The organism is Serratia sp. (in: enterobacteria) (assembly GCF_052400455.1).
Taxonomy (GTDB): domain Bacteria; phylum Pseudomonadota; class Gammaproteobacteria; order Enterobacterales; family Enterobacteriaceae; genus Serratia; species Serratia ureilytica.
On sequence record NZ_CP185812.1, the window covers coordinates 4,736,641 to 4,758,496 of the forward strand.

21 protein-coding genes are annotated in these 21,856 nt (G+C 60.8%); 11 read left to right on the forward strand and 10 right to left on the reverse strand.

Translation table 11 applies throughout. The features are described from left to right. Positions 1-49: 49 nt before the first annotated feature. From hofQ to pilM, 5 genes are read right to left on the reverse strand one after another with little or no spacing between them, the layout of a single operon-like run. Entirely contained in the window at positions 50-1,294 is a 1,245-nt protein-coding gene (hofQ, locus tag ACORQT_RS22800) for a DNA uptake porin HofQ (RefSeq protein WP_072626823.1), read from the reverse strand. Continuing rightward, on the reverse strand, positions 1,291-1,650 hold the full coding sequence (locus ACORQT_RS22805; RefSeq protein ID WP_033645276.1) for a HofP DNA utilization family protein: 360 nt from the start codon (positions 1,648-1,650) through the stop codon (positions 1,291-1,293). Before ACORQT_RS22805 ends, hofQ begins: the two co-directional genes overlap by 4 nt. After that, positions 1,643-2,137 (reverse strand): hypothetical protein, encoded by a 495-nt coding sequence (locus tag ACORQT_RS22810; RefSeq protein WP_033645277.1) that lies wholly within the window; start codon positions 2,135-2,137, stop codon positions 1,643-1,645. The genes ACORQT_RS22805 and ACORQT_RS22810 overlap by 8 nt, the downstream gene beginning before the upstream one ends. Continuing rightward, positions 2,130-2,669: a PilN domain-containing protein gene (locus ACORQT_RS22815; protein WP_042785498.1), complete on the reverse strand. Its 540-nt coding sequence runs from the start codon at positions 2,667-2,669 to the stop codon at positions 2,130-2,132. The genes ACORQT_RS22810 and ACORQT_RS22815 overlap by 8 nt, the downstream gene beginning before the upstream one ends. Further along, positions 2,669-3,502, reverse strand: coding sequence for a type IV pilus biogenesis protein PilM (gene pilM / locus ACORQT_RS22820; protein ID WP_042785499.1), 834 nt, complete (start codon positions 3,500-3,502; stop codon positions 2,669-2,671). The genes ACORQT_RS22815 and pilM overlap by 1 nt, the downstream gene beginning before the upstream one ends. A 121-nt stretch (positions 3,503-3,623) precedes the next feature. On the opposite strand from pilM, the gene mrcA reads away from it, so the two are divergent. Next, positions 3,624-6,182 (forward strand): peptidoglycan glycosyltransferase/peptidoglycan DD-transpeptidase MrcA, encoded by a 2,559-nt coding sequence (gene mrcA / locus ACORQT_RS22825; RefSeq protein ID WP_033645280.1) that lies wholly within the window; start codon positions 3,624-3,626, stop codon positions 6,180-6,182. A 51-nt stretch (positions 6,183-6,233) separates the two neighbouring features. Here mrcA and nudE read toward each other — a convergent pair whose 3' ends face one another. Then, positions 6,234-6,788 (reverse strand): ADP compounds hydrolase NudE, encoded by a 555-nt coding sequence (gene nudE / locus ACORQT_RS22830; RefSeq protein WP_033645281.1) that lies wholly within the window; start codon positions 6,786-6,788, stop codon positions 6,234-6,236. Positions 6,789-7,233: 445 nt separating this feature from the next. On the opposite strand from nudE, the gene ACORQT_RS22835 reads away from it, so the two are divergent. From ACORQT_RS22835 to ACORQT_RS22865, 7 genes are all read left to right on the forward strand, one after another. Next, on the forward strand, positions 7,234-9,369 hold the full coding sequence (locus ACORQT_RS22835; protein ID WP_042785500.1) for an intracellular growth attenuator family protein: 2,136 nt from the start codon (positions 7,234-7,236) through the stop codon (positions 9,367-9,369). Between the two features lie 98 nt (positions 9,370-9,467). Beyond that, complete coding sequence (gene yrfG, locus ACORQT_RS22840) at positions 9,468-10,148, forward strand: GMP/IMP nucleotidase (protein ID WP_047026496.1); 681 nt, start codon at positions 9,468-9,470, stop codon at positions 10,146-10,148. Continuing rightward, positions 10,145-10,552: a ribosome-associated heat shock protein Hsp15 gene (gene hslR, locus ACORQT_RS22845; RefSeq protein WP_033645283.1), complete on the forward strand. Its 408-nt coding sequence runs from the start codon at positions 10,145-10,147 to the stop codon at positions 10,550-10,552. The genes yrfG and hslR overlap by 4 nt, the downstream gene beginning before the upstream one ends. Positions 10,553-10,577: 25 nt before the next feature. Continuing rightward, positions 10,578-11,456 (forward strand): Hsp33 family molecular chaperone HslO, encoded by an 879-nt coding sequence (hslO, locus tag ACORQT_RS22850; RefSeq protein ID WP_033645284.1) that lies wholly within the window; start codon positions 10,578-10,580, stop codon positions 11,454-11,456. Between the two features lie 194 nt (positions 11,457-11,650). Beyond that, on the forward strand, positions 11,651-13,270 hold the full coding sequence (pckA, locus tag ACORQT_RS22855; RefSeq protein ID WP_015379308.1) for a phosphoenolpyruvate carboxykinase (ATP): 1,620 nt from the start codon (positions 11,651-11,653) through the stop codon (positions 13,268-13,270). 126 nt (positions 13,271-13,396) lie between these two features. Next, entirely contained in the window at positions 13,397-13,660 is a 264-nt protein-coding gene (locus ACORQT_RS22860; protein WP_004930730.1) for a FitA-like ribbon-helix-helix domain-containing protein, read from the forward strand. Next, positions 13,657-14,136 (forward strand): type II toxin-antitoxin system VapC family toxin, encoded by a 480-nt coding sequence (locus ACORQT_RS22865; RefSeq protein ID WP_033645285.1) that lies wholly within the window; start codon positions 13,657-13,659, stop codon positions 14,134-14,136. Before ACORQT_RS22860 ends, ACORQT_RS22865 begins: the two co-directional genes overlap by 4 nt. Before the next feature lie 32 nt (positions 14,137-14,168). Here ACORQT_RS22865 and envZ read toward each other — a convergent pair whose 3' ends face one another. The 4 genes from envZ to cbpA form a co-directional block, all read right to left on the reverse strand. Next, positions 14,169-15,539 (reverse strand): two-component system sensor histidine kinase EnvZ, encoded by a 1,371-nt coding sequence (gene envZ, locus ACORQT_RS22870; RefSeq protein WP_033645286.1) that lies wholly within the window; start codon positions 15,537-15,539, stop codon positions 14,169-14,171. After that, the gene (gene ompR, locus ACORQT_RS22875; protein WP_004709363.1) at positions 15,536-16,255 is read right to left on the reverse strand and encodes an osmolarity response regulator transcription factor OmpR; all 720 of its coding nucleotides are present in this window, start codon (positions 16,253-16,255) and stop codon (positions 15,536-15,538) included. Before ompR ends, envZ begins: the two co-directional genes overlap by 4 nt. Before the next feature lie 256 nt (positions 16,256-16,511). Then, positions 16,512-16,817, reverse strand: a complete 306-nt coding sequence (locus tag ACORQT_RS22880) for a chaperone modulator CbpM (RefSeq protein ID WP_004930739.1) — start codon at positions 16,815-16,817, stop codon at positions 16,512-16,514. A 5-nt stretch (positions 16,818-16,822) separates the two neighbouring features. Continuing rightward, entirely contained in the window at positions 16,823-17,785 is a 963-nt protein-coding gene (gene cbpA, locus ACORQT_RS22885) for a curved DNA-binding protein (RefSeq protein WP_033645288.1), read from the reverse strand. 230 nt (positions 17,786-18,015) lie between these two features. On the opposite strand from cbpA, the gene greB reads away from it, so the two are divergent. The 3 genes from greB (at position 18,016) to feoA (ending at position 21,811) form a co-directional block, all read left to right on the forward strand. After that, positions 18,016-18,489, forward strand: coding sequence for a transcription elongation factor GreB (greB, locus tag ACORQT_RS22890; RefSeq protein WP_033645289.1), 474 nt, complete (start codon positions 18,016-18,018; stop codon positions 18,487-18,489). A gap of 158 nt (positions 18,490-18,647) precedes the next feature. Beyond that, positions 18,648-20,981 (forward strand): Tex family protein, encoded by a 2,334-nt coding sequence (locus ACORQT_RS22895; protein ID WP_094142018.1) that lies wholly within the window; start codon positions 18,648-18,650, stop codon positions 20,979-20,981. 605 nt (positions 20,982-21,586) lie between these two features. Next, positions 21,587-21,811, forward strand: coding sequence for a ferrous iron transporter A (gene feoA, locus ACORQT_RS22900; RefSeq protein ID WP_033645291.1), 225 nt, complete (start codon positions 21,587-21,589; stop codon positions 21,809-21,811). The last annotated feature ends 45 nt before the right edge of the window (positions 21,812-21,856 follow it).

The window sequence follows — 21,856 nt, forward strand, 5'->3', positions numbered from 1 at the left end:
TCTGCTCATCAACTTTAGGCGATTTGCCGCCCGGCCGACAGGCCGCCGCTTATCCCTTAATCAGGGTCGGCGTAATAAAGATCACCAGCTCGCGTTTTTTCTGTTGTGCGCCGCTCTGCCGGAACAAGCCCCCCAGCAGCGGCGCATCCCCCAGTCCCGGCACCTTGTCCGCCGTCTTGCCGCGATGCCGTTGAAAAATGCCGCCGAGCACCAGGGTTTCGCCGTTTTTCACCGTGATCTGCGTCTTAATCTCCTGTTTATCGATGGTCAACGCCTCTCCGGCCCCTCGGCTGATGGCGCGCCCCGGCATATTTTGGCTGATCTGCAGCGTCAGCGTGATGCGCCCGTCCGGCAACACCTTCGGCGTCACCTCCATGCCCAGCACCGCCTCTTTAAACTCGATGGCGGTCGCACCGCTGGCGCCGCTGGACACTTCATAAGGGATCTCCGTCCCTTGCTTGATGCTGGCGGTTTGCAGATGCGCCGTCAGGAGACGCGGGCTGGCGATGATCTCCACCTGATTTTCCTGCTCCAGCGCCGTCAGCTCCAGGCTCAGCAAACGCCCGCTGATGCGCGCCAGATGGAAACCGGCGCTCACCGCGCTGCGCTCCAACGGCAGGTTAACGCCGATATTGCCCGGCCGCAGCGGCCGCGCCGGCCTGTCGTCGGGCGCCAATCCCCAACGCACGCCGAGCTCACGCAGGCTTTCGCTGTTGATGGTCACGATATGCGCCGCCAGTTGCACCTGTGCCAGCGGCGCATCCATTTCCGTTATCCGCTTTTTCAACTGCGCCACAATCGGCGCGGTGTCGCGCAGCAGCAGCGTATTGGTGCGTTTATCCGCCAACACGCTGCCACGCTCGCTCAGCAACGCGCCACGTTGGGCGTTGAGGCTTTCGGCAATTTCCGCCGCATCGCCGTTTTGCACGGTCATCGTCAGGCTGTGCAAGGGTTGCCGCTGCGCCAGCGCCTCTTGCAGCTGTCTTTTTTCCCGCGCATCCGGCTCCGGGGAGATCAGCATCACGTTACCCTCCCGCGTCATCGTCAGTTTGCCCATACGCAGGGTCAGCGCCAGCGCCTGGGGCCAGGGCACATCCTCCAACCGCAGCGTCAGGTTGCCGCTCACGCCCGGCGCGGCGATCAGGTTCATCTGCCGATAATCCGCCAAGGCCTGCAGGATGACCGTGACCGGCGCATCCTGAAACTCCAATGAGATTATCTGTTTATCCTGAGCCTGCGCAGCGCCGAGCGCCAAACACCCTAGCGCCAAGCCCAGTCCAGCGCGTCCTTTCATGATTTGTCATCCTTGTCGTCGATCATCAGCGATATGTCGTCGCGGCTCGTCGGGCACTCCGGTTCGGCCGTCAGCGCCTTCAACGTCAGGCTGCGCGCCTGCACCTGCGTCACCTGCCAGCGCTCGGCAAGCACCCGTTGTTGCGGCCGCAGGCGCAACCATTGCCCCGCCGGCGTCACCACCCAGCCATAGCGCTGCGTCGGTTGCCCGATGACGCCTTTCAGTCGCCAGCCCGCCGGGGATGTCTCTGTCTGGGCGCAAGCAGGCATCGGGGGCGGCGCAAACGGGTCGCGCGGTTCGGCGCATAAGGCCCACGGCCATAGCAGCCACCACCAACGGCCGGATCTTCTACTCATCGGCCAGCTCCTCGGCGGCATCCTGTAAAACCAACCGCGCCGTCATGCCCTGCGGCGGCGTCTCCACGCTCAATTGTTCGAGACGCAAATCGGCGGGCAGCGCCTCCAGCAGCGCCAACAAACCGGGGTAGTCAATGCGCAAGCTCAGCGTTTGCCGCGGCGGTTTTTCCTGCCGCTGCCAGCGCAATAAGGCGCCCCCCGCACGTTGCAGCCCGTTCGTCAGATCGCCGGTGGCGGCCGGAGCGAGCGGCGTCGGCGGCATCAGGGCGACCGGCGCCTCGTCCAGTTGGCGCTGCGCCACGGCGATCTGTTGCAGCAGGCGCTGTTGCCGCTCTGTCGCACTTTCCCGCTGACGCCATTCGTCTTGCAGCATCCAGCCCCCACCCAACAACGCCAACGTGCCGATGCCCAGCCATTGCGCGGCCAGCAATCGCCGGCCCGACAGGCCCAGCAAGAAGCGCAGCCCAGATGGCAAACGGTTATCCATCACGCCCCCATTGCGCCACCAGATGAAAGGCGTACAGGCCGTCGTCGCGTTGCGCCACCTCCGCCAAACGCAGCCGCGGTAACGCGGGCATCCCCGCCAGCCGCCGTTCGAACTGCGAAATGGCGGCAGGAGAACGGCTCAATCCACGCAGCCGCAGGCCGTTCGCCGCATCGCTGTCCAACGCCGTGAGCCACAGCGGTGGGGGGAGGCAGGAGGAGAGTTGCTGCAGCAGTTGCAAATAACGCCGGTTATGTTGGGCATTGCGCGCCTGCCGTTCAGCGAGGGCGCTGTATCGCGCCCGTTGCGCCCGCTCTAGCTGCTGCTGACGGACGAGCAGCGTCACTGCCGCCAGCTCTTCTTCCAACAGCGCCAGCCGCTCCTGACGCTGCGCCTGTTGATGACGCAGTTGGCCGGCGACGAGGAACAGCGCCAGCAACAGCACCGTTATCTGCAACAGCAACACGCCCAGCCAGAAGCAGCCGCGCCGCCGATCGCGACGTTGCCGCCAGGGCAAAAAGTTGACCTGGTACATCAGCGGTCCTCCTCGCGCAGCGCCAGACCGCCGGCCAACGCGAACGCTGAGGGATGCACGGGCAACGGCGGACGCAGCTGCGTGAAGGCGCTGAGCGGCGACCAGGAAAGGCAGCCGACGGGCAAGGCTCCTGCCAGCACGCTGCCGGCATAGACCGGTCGATCATCGTCCGTCGGCGTCTGGGCTTGCAGCGCCCGCAGCGCCTGCGCGTCATCGTCGCCCGGCGTCAGCCCGAACGCGAACGCGCCGTCGGCCGGCGCCACCCACAGCCATTCTCGCTCGAGACGATGCATCAGCCCCGCGGTGTGCGGCACGCCCGCCGCCGTCGCCATCATCCGCAGCGCGCAAGGCGTAATATCGACCGCTTGCGGATGCAGGCCCGCCTGGCGCAGACAGTGCAGCCACTGCTGCAGCTCCTGCCGCCGCGCGGCGGTCAACAGCAGCGCCGCCCCCTCCGCCGGCGCGGCGCGATAGTCGAGCACCAGCGTCTGGCCGTCGAGTGGGAACTGCTTCACGCCGTGGCCAACGATATAGTCGCTGCGTTCCGGCTCGCGCAGACGCGCGTCCGGCTGCGCCATGCACTGTTGCAACACCCGCTGCGCCGGCAGGGCAATGCGTAAGGAAATATGTCGCGGCAGTTGGACGCGCCATTGCCGCAGCGCCCGGATCAGGGCTTCGGAAGGTGCCAGGCAGCCGTCGCGTAAAACCGCCTGCGGCAGCGTCTGTTGCCACCAGTGACGCAGTTGCCAGCCGTTGCGGCGGCGTTGGACCGCCAGCGCCCGCACGCAGTCGATTTGTATATCCAGCCCCACCTGCCATGCTTGAGGGAACATGTTTCACAAGCCTCCATAACATCCGATGATAAAAGAACATATCCATGTCGCAGGCTTGCCTTTATACTACCGCGCGGTTGTTTATAAACTGCCCAAATGACTTAGAAATGGGAAATCTCAGGTGAAGTTCGTAAAGTATTTACTAATCCTTGCAGTATGTTGCATCGTGCTGGGAGCAGCCTCGATTTTCGGCTTGTACAAATATGTCGAGCCGCAGCTGCCCGACGTCGCAACGCTGAAAGACGTGCGGCTGCAGATACCGATGCAGGTTTACAGCGCCGATGGCGAACTGATCGCCCAGTACGGCGAGAAGCGCCGCATTCCGCTGAAGTTGGATCAAATTCCGCCGGTGATGGTGCACGCATTTATCGCCACCGAAGACAGCCGCTTCTATGATCACCACGGTGTCGATCCGGTCGGCATCTTCCGCGCGGCCTCCATCGCGTTGGTCTCCGGCCACGCTTCCCAGGGGGCCAGCACCATTACCCAACAGCTGGCGCGTAACTTCTTCTTAAGCCCGGAACGCACCCTGATGCGTAAAATCAAGGAAGCCTTCCTGGCGGTACGCATCGAGCAGATGCTGACCAAAGATGAAATCCTTGAGCTGTATTTGAACAAGATCTACCTGGGTTATCGCGCTTACGGCGTGGGCGCCGCCGCGCAGGTCTATTTCGGCAAGGACGTCAGCCAGCTCACCCTGAGCGAGATGGCGACCATCGCCGGCCTGCCGAAAGCGCCGTCCACCTTCAACCCGCTCTATTCGCACGATCGCGCCGTTGCCCGTCGCAACGTAGTGCTGTCGCGCATGCTGGACGAACACTACATCACGCAGGCGCAGTACGATCAGGCGCGTTCTGAAGATCTGGTCGCCAACTACCATGCGCCGGAAATCAGCTTCTCCGCCCCGTATCTCTCCGAGATGGTGCGTCAGGAGATGATCAAGCGCTACGGTGAAAACGCCTATACCGACGGTTATAAGGTTTACACCACCGTGACCAAACGGCTGCAGCTGGCGGCGCAGGAATCGGTGCGCAATAACGTGTTGGCCTATGACATGCGCCACGGCTATCGCGGCCCGTCAAACGTGCTGTGGAAAGTCGGCGAAGCGGCCTGGGATCGCAAACAGATTGTCGACTCGCTGAAAAACCTGCCGAACTACGGCCCGCTGGCGCCGGCGGTCATCACCGCCGCCAACCCGCAGGAAGCGACGGCGATGCTGGCCGACGGCAGCAGCATTGCCCTGCCGATGGCCACCATGCGCTGGGCGCGGCCATACCGTTCAGACACTCAGCAAGGCCCAACGCCGAAACGCGTCACCGACGTGGTGCAGCCAGGCCAGCAGGTCTGGGTGCGTAAAGTGAACGAGGCCTGGTGGCTGTCGCAGGTGCCGGACGTCAACTCGGCGCTGGTTTCCATCAACCCGAACGACGGTGCGGTGAAAGCGCTGGTCGGCGGCTTCGATTTCAACCAGAGCAAGTTCAACCGCGTCACGCAGGCCCTGCGTCAGGTGGGCTCGAACATCAAACCGTTCCTGTATACCGCCGCGATGGATAAAGGCCTGACGCTGGCCACCATCCTGAACGACTTGCCGATCACCCGTTGGGATGCCGGCGCCGGCACCGACTGGCGGCCGAAGAACTCGCCGCCGACCTACGATGGCCCGATTCGTCTGCGTCAAGGGCTGGGGCAGTCGAAGAACGTGGTGATGGTGCGCGCGATGCGTGCGATGGGCGTCGACTACGCGGCGGAATATCTGCAGCGCTTCGGCTTCCCGGCACAGAACATCGTGCATACCGAATCGCTGGCGCTGGGCTCCGCTTCCTTCACCCCGATGCAGCTGGTGCGCGGTTACGCGGTGCTGGCGAACGGCGGTTACCTGGTCGATCCGTACTTCATCACCAAAATTGAAGACGACAACGGCAATACGGTGTTCGAAGCCAAACCTAAAGTGGTTTGCAGCAGCTGCAACCTGCCGGTGATCTACGGTGATACTCACCGTTCGGCCGTGCTGTCCGATGACAACATCGAAAACGTCGCCACCTCGCAGGAAGGCAGCAACAGCACGGTGCCGATGCCGCAGCTGGAGCAGGTAACCCCGGCTCAGGTGCAGCAGGACGGCGACCAACAGTATGCGCCGCACGTGATCAGCACGCCGCTGGCCTTCCTGATCCACGACGCGCTGAACAGCAACATCTTCGGTGAACCGGGTTGGATGGGCACCGCCTGGCGCGCCGGGCGCGATCTGAAACGTCATGATATCGGCGGTAAAACCGGTACCACCAACAGTTCCAAAGACGCCTGGTTCTCCGGCTATGGCCCGGATACCGTGACGTCGGTGTGGATCGGCTTCGACGATCACCGCCGCGATCTGGGCCGTTCGACGGTGTCCGGCGCCATCCCGGATCAGATTTCCGGCGGCGAAGGCGGTGCCAAGAGCGCCCAGCCGGCGTGGGACGACTTCATGAAGATCGCGCTGGAAGGCATTCCGGAGCAGAAAGTCACGCCGCCGCCGGGCATCATCAGCGTCACCATCGACAAGAGCAGCGGCAAGCTCTCTGGCGGTGGCGGCGGCAGCCGTTCCGAGTACTTTATCGAAGGAACGCAGCCGACGGACTACCCATCGCGCGATACCGGCACCACGCTGACCGATCCGGGCGGCGAAAGCCACGAGCTGTTCTGATCGAAAAGGGCCAGAGAAATCTGGCCCTTTTTTTATGCGGCGTGAAGCGTCTCAGCGCGAAGCGCGCAGAAACGCCTCGGAGAGGAACAGCGCGCTGACGTTGCGCGCCTCACGGAAATCCGGTTCCGCCAGCAGCGCCATCATGTTGGCGATCGGCCAGCGCACCTGCGGCAGGGGTTCCGGTTCGTCCCCCTCCAGGCTCTGCGGGTAGAGATCGTGTGCCAGCACGATATTCATTTTGCTGGAAAAGTAGGATGGCGCCATCGTCAGCTTGCTGAGGAAATCAAAGCGTCTGGCGCCGAATCCCACCTCTTCCATCAGCTCGCGGTTGGCCGCCTCCAGCACCCCCTCGCCGGGATCGATCAACCCTTTCGGGAAGCCGAGCTCATAGGATTCAGTGCCCACCGCATATTCGCGGATCAGCAGCAGGTCATCGCCAATCACCGGCACAATCATCACCGCTTCGCGATCCGAAGGCCGCATGCGCTCATACACCCGCCGCACACCGTTGCTGAATTCCAAATCGACCGACTCGACGTTGAACAAACGCGAACGCGCGACCGTTTCCACTTTCAGAATTTTAGGTTTTTGCAGGTGTTTATCCATGATTGCCTCAAAGAGGTTGCCCAGGCGCGGACAGGGCAACCGAAAAAATGATTGGCGTAACGCACGGCTCGTTGGCGCTCAAACGCTGACCAAATTCGATCTTGATCACATTGTGCGTTAAGGACAAGCTCGGCCGCAACGCGCATGAACAGTAATTTACTTTCTTTTAACAAGCGTCGCCAGCCGCGGGCGATTTTCTGCACTGATTCAGCAAACAGCGCGCATGAAAATAGGATAATGCCGATATCGACGGCAGGGGCCGGTTGCTAGTATCACGCAGGCAAGAATCAGTGATAAAATGACCTTGCTTCATGAAGGAATGAGATCCAAAGCGAAAATCTGTTTGTTCCCTCATTAGTTCTGGGTGCCTCCTGGCGGTTTACTCCGTATAATATTCAGCTTTTCATCAGGTTGGCGAAATTCACGGGTGTGAGATGGGGATTGCATGAGCACAATAGTGTTGATATTGGCCTTAGTGCTTGTCTGCCTGATTGCCGCCGGCCTGTACCTGTGGTTCAAGGCCCGCCACCCGACGGCGCTGGCGCGCACGCTGCCGTTTATCAAACCCGCCCACCGCAAGCTGACCGACGAAGAACGCGCGGCGGTCGAGTTCTACCTTAATCAACAAAACAAGCTGAGCAACAAACTGTTGCCCGGCGGCGGCGCTACGCTGCCCGCAGCCAAACTGGCGCTCACCCCGCAAAGCGATAACGTTTATCCCGTGACGCACGCCATCACCCGTTACGGGCTGGCCAGCGACGATCCCAATAAATGGCGCTATTACCTCGATGCCGAAGAGGTACATCTGCCGCCATTTTGGGAACCCTACATCACCGCCGACAACCATGTGGAAGTGATCCGAACCCAGACGCTGCCGCTGGTGATTTCGCTCAATGGGCACTCGCTGAAAGATCATATCCACGACCGGCCGCAGCCGCCGGTCGTGACCGCCGCGCCGACCAAAAACGCCTCCATCCGCAAGGAAGAGAGCGAGCATGTCGAGCTGGTGAACATTCGCAAGGAAACGCCGGAAGAGCATGCGCTGAACCGGCCGAACGGCATCCGTGAAGCCGTCATCATCTCCGCCGCGCTGCTGCTGCTGTTCTTCAGCCTGATCAGCCCGGTGCTGGTGATCCCCTGGATGATTTTCGTGGCGGTGCTGATGATCGCCTGGGGAGGGTGGAACCTGTTCCGCCGCCCGGCGTCGCGCGAGTTGAAAGAGATCCACTGCCTGCGCGGCACGCCAAAGCGCTGGGGCCTGTTCGGCGAATCCGGCCAGGGGCAGATCAGCAATATTTCGCTCGGCATTATCGATCTGATCTATCCGCCGCACTGGCAACCGTACCTGACGCAGGATCTGGGCAAAACCACCGATGTGGACGTCTATCTCAACCGTCAGGTGGTGCGGCAGGGGCGTTTCCTGTCGCTGCATGACGAAGTGAAGAATTTCCCGTTGCAGCAGTGGGGCCGCAATGCGGTGCTGGTCGCCAGCTCGGCGCTGGTTCTGCTGCTGCTGCTGATCTATATCCCGCTCAACCTGCCGTTGACCCTCAGCATGGCCTGGCTGCAAGGCGCGCAAAAAGTGGAAGTGACCAGCGTACAGGCGCTGGAGGCCACGCCGCTGCGCATCGGCGACACGCTGAAAGTGCGCGGCAGCGGCATGTGCTATGTCCCGCCGCCGGCCAACGGCGGCGGCGCCGTCAATTTTGCGCCGTTCGACTGCTCCGGCATCTATTGGAACACCGCCGCCCCGCTGCCGCAGCCGGAATCGGAAGTCATAGACAAAGCGACAGCCCTGCTGGCGACGGTCAGCGGTCAGCTGCATCCGAGCGGCGCCGATCAGAAGGTCAACCCGCAGCTGGCCAGCGCCATCGAGAAATCCGGCATGATCCTGCTGGACGATTTCTCCGATATCGTGCTGAAAACACAGGATCTGTGCCAGACGGAAAACGACTGCGTACGGCTGAAAAACGCGCTGGTTAACCTGGGCAACGCGAAAAACTGGAGCAGCCTGGTGAAACGCGCCAAATCCGGCGCGCTGCAAGGCGTCAACGTCCTGCTTCGTCCGGTCAGCGCCGAATCGCTGGAAAGCCTGACCAAAGTGGCCACCTCGTCGTTCATCTTCAATGAGACGCGACTGGCCGCCGCTGCGCTCAACAGCCCGCCGCCAGGCGGTTTCCTGATCCGCAGCGACGAAGGCCGCCAGTGGGTCAGTCACCCCCAGCCGCAGACGCCGCAAAGCGAATACAACGCGCTCGACCAGTGGAATGAGCTGCAGCGCCAGTCCAACCTGCTGCTGCATACCCCATTCCAGGCGCAGGGCGTGATCACCAGCCTCAGCGTTGACGCCAACGGCACTCGCCACGTGGCGTTGCACAGCGAACCGGACATGATCACCCTGTGGCGCTATCTCGGCACCAGCCTGTTGTTGCTGGCCGTAGTGGTCAGCCTGGGTTATAACGCCTGGCGGCTGGTGCAGCGTCGGCGCATCAATCAGCACCGCGTCGCCGATATCCAGCGTTACTACGACAGCTGCTTCAACCCGCAGCTCAATCCGATGTCGATGCGGCCGATGGCCTGAACCTGACGCCGGGGCTTCGGCCCTGTCATCCGCTTATGCTACGCTAACGCTATTATTCTCATCTGCGGACTGCCCGTCGGTCCGCCCATGGAGTTTTTATGGTTCCCGAGTTTGATTGGCCGCAGATCGATACCGTGCTGCTGGACATGGACGGCACATTGCTGGATCTGGAGTTCGACAGCCACTTTTGGCTCAGCCTGGTGCCGCAGGCGCTGAGCGAAAGGCGCGCCATTCCGTTCGACGAAGCCCGCCACATCATCGAGCGGGAATACCAGGCGGTGCAGCACACCATGAACTGGTATTGCTTCGATTACTGGAGCGAGCGGCTGGATCTGGACATTTACCGCATGACCAGCGAAGTGGGCAGCCGCGCCCGGCTGCGCGAAGACACCGAGCCTTTTTTACGGGCGCTGCGCGACGCCGGCCTGCAAACCATTTTGCTGACCAACGCCCATCCGCACAGCCTGGCGGTGAAAATCGAGCATACCGGCCTCGATCGGCACCTTGATTTATTGTTTTCCACCCACACATTTGGTTATCCGAAAGAAGATCAGCGTCTGTGGCAGGCAGTGCAACAGCACACCGGATTCAACCCGCAGCGCACGCTGTTTGTCGACGACGGCGAGCCGATCCTCGACGCGGCGCGCACTTTCGGCATTCGTTACTGCCTGGGCGTGCAAAACCCGGACTCCAGCACGGCGGAGAAAAGCTTCCAGCGCCATCCGTCGATGCGCGACTACCGCCTGCTGATACCGGCGCTGCCCAAGGGGGAAGCATGAAGGAAAAAGCGACGCGCGACGACGCGGTCCGACTGGATAAGTGGCTGTGGGCCGCACGCTTCTACAAGACCCGCGCGCTGGCGCGCGAAATGATCGACGGCGGCAAGGTGCATTACAACGGCCAGCGCGGCAAGCCGAGCAAGATTGTCGAGCTCAACGCCGAGCTCAAACTGCGGCAGGGCAACGAAGAACGTACGGTGATCGTGCTGGCGCTGACCAGCCAACGCCGCGGCGCCAACGAGGCGCAGCAAATGTATCAGGAAACCGAAGCCAGCATCGCCAACCGCGAAAAAATGGCGCTGGCGCGCAAGATGAACGCGTTGACCATGCCGCATCCGGACCGACGTCCGGACAAAAAGGAGCGGCGCGACCTGATGAAATTTAAATTTGGTGAGCAGGAATAACCCCTCACCGCAATGAGAGAAGATTATGTCCAACCATGACCAATTGCACCGTTACCTGTTTGAAAACTACGCGGTGCGCGGCGAGCTGGTTACCGTCAGCGAAACCTATCAGCAGATCCTGAACAACCACGACTACCCGGCGCCGGTGCAAAAACTGCTGGGCGAGCTGCTGGTCGCCACCAGTCTGCTGACCGCAACCCTGAAGTTCGACGGCGACATCACCGTTCAGCTGCAAGGCGACGGCCCGCTGAAGCTGGCGGTGATCAATGGCAACAACCGCCAGGAGATGCGCGGCGTTGCGCGCACCCAGGCGCCTATCGCCGACGACAGCACCCTGCATCAGATGATCGGCAACGGCGTCATGGTCATCACCATTTCCCCAACGGAAGGCGAACGCTATCAGGGCGTGGTCGGTCTGGAAGGGGAAACGCTGGCCGAATGCCTGGAAGCTTACTTCCGCCAGTCTGAACAGTTGCCGACCCGCCTGTTCATCCGCACCGGCGAAGCGGAAGGCAATGCCGCGGCGGCCGGCATGCTGCTGCAGGTGCTGCCGGCGCAGGACGGCAACCTCGATGATTTCGATCACCTGGTGCAACTGACCAACACGGTCAAAAGCGAAGAGCTGTTCGGCCTGCCGGCCAACGAGGTGCTGTACCGTCTGTATCATCAGGAAGAAGTCACTCTGTATGAACCGCAGGACGTGCAATTCCGTTGTACCTGTTCACGCCAGCGTTGCGCCGACGCGCTGCTGACGCTGCCGACCGACGAAGTGGCGGACATGCTGGAGCAGGACGGCAATATCGACATGCACTGCGACTACTGCGGCAGCCACTATGTCTTTGACCCGGTTGATGTTGCCGCGTTGTATGCGGGCAACGCCGGCGAAAGCGACCGGTTGCACTAAGTCACACCCTCTCGGCGGGCGCGCCCGGCGCCCGCCAAGCCCCGCCGTTTGCACGTTTGCTTTTTTCCGTGTGCTATCTCTCAGATCGTAACGAAATACCGCCTAAAACGTTAAATATTTGATACCCATCGCGGTTACGCACCGTTAGATCCCTACAATTGCCGCCAGAAATTCTGTGACCAAGGAGTAGTAACATGCGCGTTAAAGGTATAACCCCTCAGGATCTGGCCGCTTACGGCATTCACGACGTCAGCGAAATCGTTCACAACCCGAGCTATGAACTGCTGTTTAAGGAAGAAACAGACCCATCTCTGGAAGGTTTTGAGCGTGGGGTAGTCACCAAGCTGGGTGCCGTCTCCGTCGATACCGGCATCTTCACCGGCCGTTCGCCGAAAGACAAATACATCGTCCGCGACGACATCACCCGCGATACCGTGTGGTGGGCCGATCAGGGCAAAGGCAAAAACGACAACAAACCTCTCAGCCCGGAAGTCTGGGCCGATCTGAAACACCTGGTCACCGAGCAACTGTCCGGCAAGCGCCTGTTCGTGGTGGATACCTTCTGCGGCGCCAACGCCGACTCGCGCCTGAAAGTGCGTTTCATCACCGAGGTGGCCTGGCAGGCGCACTTCGTGAAAAACATGTTCATCCGCCCGAGCGACGAAGAGCTGGCAGACTTCGAACCGGACTTCGTGGTGATGAACGGCGCCAAATGCACTAACCCGAACTGGCAGCAGCAAGGCCTGAACTCGGAGAACTTCGTCGCCTTCAACCTGACCGAGCGCATGCAGCTGATCGGCGGCACCTGGTACGGCGGCGAAATGAAGAAAGGCATGTTCTCGATGATGAACTACCTGCTGCCGCTGAAAGGCATCGCCTCGATGCACTGCTCGGCCAACGTGGGCGAGAAAGGCGACGTGGCGGTGTTCTTCGGCCTGTCCGGCACCGGCAAGACCACCCTCTCCACCGATCCTAAGCGTCAGCTGATCGGCGATGACGAGCACGGCTGGGACGACGACGGCGTGTTCAACTTCGAAGGCGGTTGCTACGCCAAGACCATCAAGCTGTCTGAAGAAGCCGAGCCGGACATCTACCACGCCATCAAACGCGATGCGCTGCTGGAAAACGTCACCGTGTTGGCCGACGGCAGCATCGACTTCAACGACGGTTCGAAAACCGAGAATACCCGCGTTTCTTACCCGATCTACCATATCCAGAACATCGTCAAGCCGGTGTCCAAGGCGGGTCACGCCACCAAGGTGATCTTCCTGACCGCCGACGCCTTCGGCGTGCTGCCGCCGGTATCGCGCCTGACCGCCAACCAGACTCAGTACCACTTCCTGTCCGGCTTCACCGCCAAGCTGGCCGGCACCGAGCGCGGCGTGACCGAGCCGACGCCAACCTTCTCCGCCTGCTTCGGCGCCGCATTCCTGTCGCTGCACCCGACGCAGTACGCCGAAGTGCTGGTGAAACGCATGCAGGCCGCCGGCGCCCAGGCTTACCTGGTCAACACCGGCTGGAACGGCACCGGCAAACGCATCTCGATCAAAGATACGCGCGGCATCATCGACGCCATCCTGAGCGGTGAAATCGACAAGGCGGAAACCGTTACCCTGCCTATCTTCGATCTGGCGATGCCGACCGCGCTGCCTGGCGTGAACCCGGAGATCCTCGATCCGCGCAACACCTACGCCAGCCTCGAGCAGTGGCAGGAAAAAGCGCAGGATCTGGCCGAGCGCTTCATCACCAACTTCGACAAATACACCGACACGCCTGCGGGCGCCGCGCTGGTCAGCGCCGGCCCGAAGCTGTAATTCGGTAACGTTACCTCTTCAGCTAAGGCGCGGATCCCGCGCCTTTTTTTATTTCAATTGATTGCTTTTTAACCGGGGAGACGAGAGAATAAGTCAATGCAATCATTGATAGCAAAGGAGGTTTCAATGGCTACTATCACCGTCAGAAATCTGGACGACGAAATCAAAGAGCTGCTGCGTATCTCAGCGGCGAAAAACGGCCATTCCATGGAAGAGGAAGCGCGCATGATCCTGAAACAGGCGCTGGTGAAAAAGCCGCCGCGCTATGGATTGGGTACCTGGATGCATCAGCACTTCGCCGAATTCGGCGGCGTTGAGCTGGAGATCCCACCGCGTGACGCCGTGCCGCCACGCATCGTCACCTTTGATGATGAAGATGACAACGCATGATCATTATCGACACCGACGTCATTTCAGAAACGCTGCGTCCCAGCCCGTACTACAACGTCATTAACTGGTTAAATGAAAAGGACAATGACGAGCTCTATCTCAGCGCCATCGTCCTCGCCGAACTGTTCAGCGGCGTGGCCTGCATGCCCGACGGCAAACGCCAGCGGGATCTCAAGCTGAAATTGGCGGACGCCATTGAATTGAAGTTCGAGGGGCAGATATTGCCGTTTGATGGGCTGTGCGCGATGCAATACGCGGAATTGACGGCAAGGAATCGGCTGTTGGGTAAAGCGATGAGCGTGCCCGATACCCAAATCGCCGCCACCTGCCTGCATTACGGCGCCGCCCTGGCCACCCGCAATACCAAAGACTTCCTCCACTGCGGCATCGAATTAATCGATCCGTGGCAGGCGCCGACCGGCCGCCGGTTGCATGAGGATGCGGCGGAATACTACGTGATGAGCAGAAAGTCCTGACGGGGCCGCAGCGGCGCGGCCCACATCAGAGGTCAGGCGGTTTCCCTGGCCGTTTGATGGCCGTTGGTCGACTCTTTTTTCTCCATCGGCAACGGAATATAAGCGCGGATCAATAGCCCGCCGCGCTCGCTGGTGCCGATATCCAGTTCGCCGTCATGCGCGTCGATAATACGCTGCACGATCGCCAGCCCCAGGCCGGTGCCGCTGGTGCTGCGCGCGCTGTCACCGCGTACGAACGGCTGCAGCAGGTGCTTCAACTCGTCCGGCTTGATGCCCGGGCCGTCATCTTCCACCTGGAACCAGCCGCGCTGCAGCTCACGGCCGCTGCTGACCTTGATCCAGCCGTTGCCGTAACGCGCCGCGTTCACCACCATATTCACCGCCGCCCGTTTAATCGACAGCGGATGCACGTTCATCATCAGCTCGCCCGGCGACAGCGCGGTTTCAATCACCCGCTCATAGCCGCTCTCGGCCGCGACCACTTCGCCTAAAATGGCGTTCAGATCGCTGCTTTCGGTCGGCATTTCCTGCCCGGTGCGCAGATAATCGATGAACTGCTCGATGATGGCGTTGCACTCTTCGATGTCTTTATTGATCGACTCGGCCAGATAGCCGTCTTCGGCGCTCATCATCTCCGTCGCCAGGCGGATGCGCGTCAACGGCGTGCGCAGGTCGTGGCTGACTCCGGCCATCAGCAAAGTGCGGTCATCCGCCAGCTGTTTGACGCCCGACGCCATCTGATTGAATGCGCGAGTCACCGACCGCACTTCGGAAGCGCCATACTCGCGCAGCGGCGGCGGAATAATGCCCTTGCCCACCTGCAGCGCCGCATGTTCCAGCTCCACCAGCGGGCGGTTTTGAATACGAATAAACAGCCAGGCGCCGCCGATCGCGAGCAGCATAATCGCCAGCGTATAGCGGAACAGCGGCGAGAAATCGCCCTGGTGGATTTCCGTCAGCGGCACGCGCACCCAGATATCGGGCTGCAGCCAGGTTTTCAGCCACACCACCGGGGAGTTCTTGTTCACCTCCACCCGCACATCGGTCGGCCCGCCGAGCTGCTGCGCCATCTGCTGGCTGAGGAACTGGTAGTGCTGCGCCCAGCGCAGGCCGCTCTCCTCCGCCGCCGAGTTGGTGTAGAGAGAGATGCCCAGCTCGCGGTAGATCTCACGGCGGAACGCCGGCGGCACCTCCAGCAGCGTGCCGTCCTCCAGCTGCAGCCGATCGGTCATCAGCATACGCACTTCGTAGGCCAATACCTTGTTGAACTGCTGCAGGCTGGGCAGGATGGCGAAGTTCAGCACCACCAGATAGGTCGTCACCAGGCTGACGAACAGCAAGGTGACGATCAACAACAGGGTTCGGGCAAACGAGCTACGCGGTGAAAAGCGCAATCGCCTCATGCCTTACTGCCGTCCGGGACGAAGACGTAGCCGAGACCCCACACGGTCTGGATATAACGCGGATGCGCCGGATCTTCTTCAACCATACGGCGCAGACGAGAGATCTGCACGTCGATGGAGCGTTCCATGGCGCTGTATTCGCGGCCACGCGCCAGGTTCATCAGCTTATCGCGCGACAGCGGTTCACGCGGGTGGCTGACCAGCGCCTTCAGTACCGCGAACTCGCCGCTGGTCAACGGCATCGGCTCGTCTTCGCGGAACATCTCGCGGGTGCCGAGGTTCAGTTTGAATTTGCCGAAAGCGATCACCGCTTCTTCCTGCGAAGGCGCGCCCGGCAGTTCGTTCGCCTGACGGCGCAGCACCGCGCGGATACGAGCCAACAGCTCACGCGGGTTGAACGGTTTAGGAATGTAGTCGTCGGCGCCGATTTCCAGGCCCACGATGCGATCGACCTCTTCGCCTTTCGCGGTGACCATAATGATCGGCATCGGGTTGCTCTGGCTGCGCAGGCGGCGGCAGATGGACAGGCCGTCTTCGCCCGGCAACATCAGATCGAGCACCATCAAATGGAAGGATTCACGAGTCAGCAAGCGATCCATTTGCTCAGCGTTGGCAACGCTGCGAACCTGGAAGCCCTGCTCGGTTAAATAACGTTCTAAAAGCGCGCGCAGGCGCATGTCATCATCGACAACCAGGATCTTATGATTCTCTTGCATGGTATTACTCCCAAAGGCTTTATTGCCTGACTCGAATATTGTTAGAAAACCTTGCCATTTGAGACAGCGTTTAATGGTATGTATTCTAGACGAAATTGTTACAAAGCTTATTCTTTTCCCCATTTATCAACAATTTTCAGTGAATGTCGACGGGGGTTCGTCAAAATTTCGCCCTTTATCGGCGCAATGTGGGGCGACGGCCCAATTTTGTGCAATTTCGCCACCGGGAAGCGCCCGGTGGCGTTCAGCTCTCGGGTCAGGAAGTTTGCAGGAAACGCGCCAGCTGCCTGCGCAGCTGTCGGTTCTCTTGCTGTAGCGCATCAACCCGGTCGAGCAGCGTCAGCGCCATGGCGATCCCCGGCCAGTCCAGATCCAGCTCCGCCCGCAGCCTGCGTGCGCGCTGCAGATGGCTCAGCGCCGGATAATCAAACTCCCAGCGTGGCTGCGCCGGCTCCAGCGGCACGATAACGCCCAGGCCGACGATCTCGACCAGCTCGTCCTCTGAAATCTCCACCCTCTGACACAATTCCACCACGGTGAAAGTGATCTCTTTTTTCATCATCTGCTTTACTCCCATTCCGCGCGCGGGTTGAACGCCGCCTGTTCAGCCAGTTCCCGCCACAGGGCGCTGGCCTTCTCGTTCGGCTTCGGCGGCATCACCACCTTGAGAATAACGTACAGGTCACCGGGCTCTTTCTTGCCCGCCAGCCCTTTGCCTTTGACCCGCAGCCGTTTGCCGCTCTGGCTGCCGGCCGGCACGGTCAGCGCGATTTTGCCGGTCAGCGTCGGCACCTCAATGCTGGCGCCGAGCGCCGCTTCCCACGGAGCGAGCGGCGCCACGATGCTCAGGTTGTGGCCGTCTATCTCAAACAGCGGGTGCGGCGCGAGGCGGATAACCAGATACAGGTCGCCGTTCTGGCCGCCGCCCACGCCGGCAACGCCCTGCCCCTTGAGGCGAATGCGCTCGCCGTCGCCCACGCCGGCCGGAATTTTCACGTTCAGCGTCTTGCTGGCTTCGCTTACCTGCCGCCCCAGTTCGTCATACACCGGCAGCTTGTAGGAAATCTCGCGGCTTTGACCATGCAGCGTTTCCTCGAGGAACAGCGGCACCTCCATCTCCAGATCCTGGCCGCGGAAGCCATGCCCGCCATGCGAGTGCGAAGCGGAACGGTGCCCGCCCGCCGCCCGCCCGCCGAACATGCTCTCGAAGAAGTCGGAGAAGTCTTGCGCGTCGGCGCCGCCGCCGTGCCATGAGGCGCTCTGCTGATAGCCGCCGTGATCGCCGCGCGCCTGGCGGCCAAAGTTCGGATCGTTGCGATGCAGCCGGATCTGATCGTACTCGGCGCGGCGCTCGTCGTCCTTCAGTACCTCATAGGCTTCGGCCAGTTCCTTGAACTTGCTCTCGGCGTCGTCTTCGGTGCTCACGTCAGGGTGATATTTACGCGCCAGCCGGCGGTAGGCCGTTTTGATGGTTTTCAGATCGGCGTTGGGCTCAACGCCCATCGTGGCGTAGTAATCTTTAAATTCCATGCGGTAATACCTTCAATGTGTTGGGTTGTGCGCCAAAATTCCTTGTCTCTCTCGCCAGATATCCTCCTTTCGTCACATTCTTTTTCCGCTATCGCTAAGCATACTCCCGATTGTTAAAAGCTGCGCAAACTGAATAAAAACCGTGCGACAAGGCGCAGGCCCGCGCGCCATTTTTAAAGCCCTCTGCATTCACGTACACTGTGGCGGTGGCCCCATAAAGATAAATCACGATGAGAACTCAACTGATAACCCGTGAAGGGTATGACAAGCTCAAACAAGAGCTGGATTACCTCTGGCGCGAAGAACGCCCCGAGGTGACCAAGAAAGTGACCTGGGCCGCCAGCCTGGGCGACAGAAGCGAAAACGCCGATTACCAATACAACAAGAAGCGGCTGCGCGAGATCGATCGCCGCGTCCGCTATCTGACCAAATGCCTGGAGCAGTTGAAGATCGTCGATTACTCCCCGCAGCAGGAAGGCAAAGTGTTCTTCGGGGCCTGGGTGGAGGTGGAGAATGACGACGGCGAGATCAAACGTTTTCGCATCGTCGGCTACGACGAGATTTTCGGCCGCAAGGATTACATCTCCATCGATGCGCCGATGGCGCGCGCCCTGCTGAAAAAAGAGGTCGGGGACGTCGCCACCGTCAATACCCCGCTGGGCGAGGCGCAGTGGTACGTTAACGAGATAAACTACCCGAAGTAAGCTTTCAGCTTTTTCCTAACCGCCGCCAACGCCGCCGCCCGAGCTGTTCTCCACGCCGCGGCCGCGCGGCGGCGGCCCCGCTCCGCTGGCATTTTCCGCGATCAATCCGTATAACTGTCCCCTGTTTATTCACCGTTCTCAATACAGATACCAGACCTATGAATGACCCACTGAGCCGCATTATTGCAACAGAACTGCAGGCCCGGCCGGAGCAAGTCGACTCCGCCATCCGTCTGCTGGATGAAGGTAATACCGTGCCCTTTATTGCACGCTATCGTAAGGAAGTCACCGGGGGCCTGGACGACACCCAACTGCGCCAGCTGGAAACCCGCCTGGGTTATCTGCGTGAACTGGAAGATCGTCGTCAGACCATCCTGAAGTCGATCGATGAACAGGGCAAACTGACCGAACAACTGGCGGGGGCGATCAACGCCACGCTGAGCAAGACCGAACTCGAAGATCTCTACCTGCCGTACAAACCCAAGCGCCGCACCCGTGGCCAGATCGCCATCGAAGCCGGTCTGGAACCGCTGGCGGACACGCTGTGGCAGGATCCGCAACAGCAGCCGGAACAGCTGGCTGAACGCTACGTCGACGCCGAGAAGGGCGTGGCGGACGTGAAAGCCGCCCTCGACGGCGCGCGCTATATCCTGATGGAGCGCTTCGCCGAAGACGCCGCGCTGCTGGCCAAGGTGCGCGACTACCTGTGGAAAAACGCCCATCTGGTCTCCAAAGTGGTCGAGGGCAAGGAAGACGAAGGCGCCAAGTTCCGCGACTACTTCGATCACCACGAACCGATTTCCCAGGTGCCTTCGCACCGCGCGCTGGCGATGTTCCGCGGCCGCAACGAAGGCGTGCTGCAGCTGGCGCTGAACGCCGATCCGCAGTTTGAGGAAGCGCCGCGCGAAAGCCAGGCGGAGCTGATCATCATCAATCACCTCAATCTGCGCCTGAACAACGCTCCGGCCGACGCCTGGCGCAAGGCGGTGGTCAACTGGACCTGGCGCATCAAGGTGTTGCTGCACCTGGAAACCGAGCTGATGGGCACGGTGCGCGAACGCGCGGAGGATGAAGCGATCAACGTCTTCGCCCGCAACATGCATGATCTGTTGATGGCCGCGCCGGCCGGCATGCGCGCCACCATGGGCCTCGATCCGGGCCTGCGCACCGGGGTGAAAGTCGCCGTGGTCGACGCGACCGGCAAACTGGTGGCCACCGACACCGTCTATCCGCACACCGGGCAAGCGGCCAAAGCCGCCGCCATCGTCGCGGCGCTGTGCATCAAACACAACGTGGAGCTGGTGGCGATCGGCAACGGTACCGCTTCGCGTGAAACCGAGCGTTTCTATCTCGACCTGCAAAAGCAGTTCAGCGACGTCCGGGCGCAAAAAGTGATCGTCAGCGAAGCGGGCGCGTCGGTGTACTCCGCGTCCGAACTGGCGGCGCAGGAGTTCCCGGATCTCGACGTGTCGCTGCGCGGCGCGGTGTCCATCGCCCGTCGTCTGCAGGATCCGCTGGCGGAGCTGGTGAAGATCGACCCGAAATCCATCGGCGTCGGCCAGTATCAGCACGACGTCAGCCAGAGCCAGCTGGCGAAAAAGCTGGACTCGGTGGTGGAAGACTGCGTGAACGCCGTCGGCGTCGATCTGAACACCGCTTCGGTGCCGTTGCTGACCCGCGTGGCCGGCCTGACGCGCATGATGGCGCAGAATATCGTCAACTGGCGCGACGAGAACGGCCGCTTCAGCAACCGTGAACAGCTGCTGAAAGTCAGCCGTTTGGGGCCGAAAGCGTTCGAACAGTGCGCCGGCTTCCTGCGCATCAACCACGGCGACAACCCGCTGGATGCCTCTACCGTCCACCCGGAAGCCTACCCGGTGGTGCAGCGCATTCTGGCCGCCACCGAGCAGGCGCTGCAGGATCTGATGGGCAACGCCTCGGCGGTACGCAGCCTGAAAGCGGTCGATTTCACCGACGACAAGTTCGGCGTGCCGACGGTCACCGACATCCTGAAAGAGCTGGAGAAGCCGGGCCGCGACCCGCGTCCTGAGTTCAAAACCGCCACCTTTGCCGAAGGCGTGGAAACCCTCAACGATCTGCAGCCGGGCATGATCCTGGAAGGGTCGGTCACTAACGTCACCAACTTCGGCGCCTTCGTGGATATCGGCGTGCATCAGGATGGCCTGGTGCACATCTCCTCGCTGGCGGACAAGTTCGTCGAAGATCCGCACACCGTGGTGAAGGCCGGCGACATCGTCAAAGTGAAGGTGATGGAAGTCGATCTGCAACGCAAACGCATCGCGCTGAGCATGCGTCTGGATGAGCAACCGGGCGAAGGCTCGCCGCGCCGCGGCGGCAACGCGCCGGCACAGGCGCGCGACAACGCCAACCGTTCGGCGCCCGCCAACAAGGCTAAACCGCGCAATGCGGCGCCGGCCGGCAACAGCGCCATGGGCGACGCGCTGGCGGCGGCGTTCGGCAAGAAACGCTAAGCCAGAGCCAACAGGGCGGAGCCTGCTCCGCCCTTTCTGATGAATAAAACTTGCGGCATTTCTTGACCCGTCTCAATAAACCATCATCTTTTTATTTCCCGTTCTTGTGTGACCGTCCTCCCATTATTCAGGCAACAAAATGCCTTCTGCAGCCATTTATTAACAACTTCGTTAACACGTATTTTTCATTTTGCGAATTGTGAGCGAAACACAAATGGTTACCGCTCGCATTACGGCGGAATAATGTTATTGAATTGCCTTTCACCAGAAATAAAAAAGGAAAAAACGCCATCGCCATTTGCAAACGAGAAACCCTGGCTACAAATACATAACTGATTTAACTCGCCATTCTCATTTGTCGCCGCGTAAAAGCGGTGGTAAAACGGGGATTATCAAGGGGGCCAGCCAAAAAGCGGCCGCCGCCAAAATAATTGGTTACAATACCCTTACTTTTTGCATTGAATGCGATAATGATAATTACTATTATTTTCGCTCACTTTATTGCATGACCTTATGGATAAATACCGCCGACGGCGTGGCATTTTCGCCGGCAACGTCCAATTATCATCAGCCCGATGCTCATCGGCACCCGGAAGATTAATGACATGCAGCTTCAACCTAAACGCACATATAAGATTGTCGGCTTTTCCAGCGAGATTGCGCCGGCCTACCGCCAGAAACTGTTATCGCTCGGCATGCTGCCCGGCTCTTCGTTCGACGTGGTGCGCGTCGCGCCGCTGGGCGATCCGATAGAAATTAAAACCCGCCGCGTCAGCCTGGTGCTGCGCAGGAAGGATTTGGCGCTGCTGCAGCTCGACGGCCAGCCCTGAGCCGGCGCGCCCTCCGTTTGCCGGTGCGCCTGTGCGCCGGCGCTG

Bases quoted from the DNA above. Each gene is read 5' to 3' on its own strand.
- hofQ (WP_072626823.1), bottom strand. From the start codon at position 1,294: ATGAAAGGACGCGCTGGACTGGGCTTGGCGCTAGGGTGTTTGGCGCTC.
- ACORQT_RS22805 (WP_033645276.1), bottom strand. From the start codon at position 1,650: ATGAGTAGAAGATCCGGCCGTTGGTGGTGGCTGCTATGGCCGTGGGCC.
- ACORQT_RS22810 (WP_033645277.1), bottom strand. From the start codon at position 2,137: ATGGATAACCGTTTGCCATCTGGGCTGCGCTTCTTGCTGGGCCTGTCG.
- ACORQT_RS22815 (WP_042785498.1), bottom strand. From the start codon at position 2,669: ATGTACCAGGTCAACTTTTTGCCCTGGCGGCAACGTCGCGATCGGCGG.
- pilM (WP_042785499.1), bottom strand. From the start codon at position 3,502: ATGTTCCCTCAAGCATGGCAGGTGGGGCTGGATATACAAATCGACTGC.
- nudE (WP_033645281.1), bottom strand. From the start codon at position 6,788: ATGGATAAACACCTGCAAAAACCTAAAATTCTGAAAGTGGAAACGGTC.
- ACORQT_RS22835 (WP_042785500.1), top strand. From the start codon at position 7,234: ATGAGCACAATAGTGTTGATATTGGCCTTAGTGCTTGTCTGCCTGATT.
- yrfG (WP_047026496.1), top strand. From the start codon at position 9,468: ATGGTTCCCGAGTTTGATTGGCCGCAGATCGATACCGTGCTGCTGGAC.
- hslR (WP_033645283.1), top strand. From the start codon at position 10,145: ATGAAGGAAAAAGCGACGCGCGACGACGCGGTCCGACTGGATAAGTGG.
- hslO (WP_033645284.1), top strand. From the start codon at position 10,578: ATGTCCAACCATGACCAATTGCACCGTTACCTGTTTGAAAACTACGCG.
- pckA (WP_015379308.1), top strand. From the start codon at position 11,651: ATGCGCGTTAAAGGTATAACCCCTCAGGATCTGGCCGCTTACGGCATT.
- ACORQT_RS22860 (WP_004930730.1), top strand. From the start codon at position 13,397: ATGGCTACTATCACCGTCAGAAATCTGGACGACGAAATCAAAGAGCTG.
- ACORQT_RS22865 (WP_033645285.1), top strand. From the start codon at position 13,657: ATGATCATTATCGACACCGACGTCATTTCAGAAACGCTGCGTCCCAGC.
- envZ (WP_033645286.1), bottom strand. From the start codon at position 15,539: ATGAGGCGATTGCGCTTTTCACCGCGTAGCTCGTTTGCCCGAACCCTG.
- ompR (WP_004709363.1), bottom strand. From the start codon at position 16,255: ATGCAAGAGAATCATAAGATCCTGGTTGTCGATGATGACATGCGCCTG.
- ACORQT_RS22880 (WP_004930739.1), bottom strand. From the start codon at position 16,817: ATGATGAAAAAAGAGATCACTTTCACCGTGGTGGAATTGTGTCAGAGG.
- cbpA (WP_033645288.1), bottom strand. From the start codon at position 17,785: ATGGAATTTAAAGATTACTACGCCACGATGGGCGTTGAGCCCAACGCC.
- greB (WP_033645289.1), top strand. From the start codon at position 18,016: ATGAGAACTCAACTGATAACCCGTGAAGGGTATGACAAGCTCAAACAA.
- ACORQT_RS22895 (WP_094142018.1), top strand. From the start codon at position 18,648: ATGAATGACCCACTGAGCCGCATTATTGCAACAGAACTGCAGGCCCGG.
- feoA (WP_033645291.1), top strand. From the start codon at position 21,587: ATGCAGCTTCAACCTAAACGCACATATAAGATTGTCGGCTTTTCCAGC.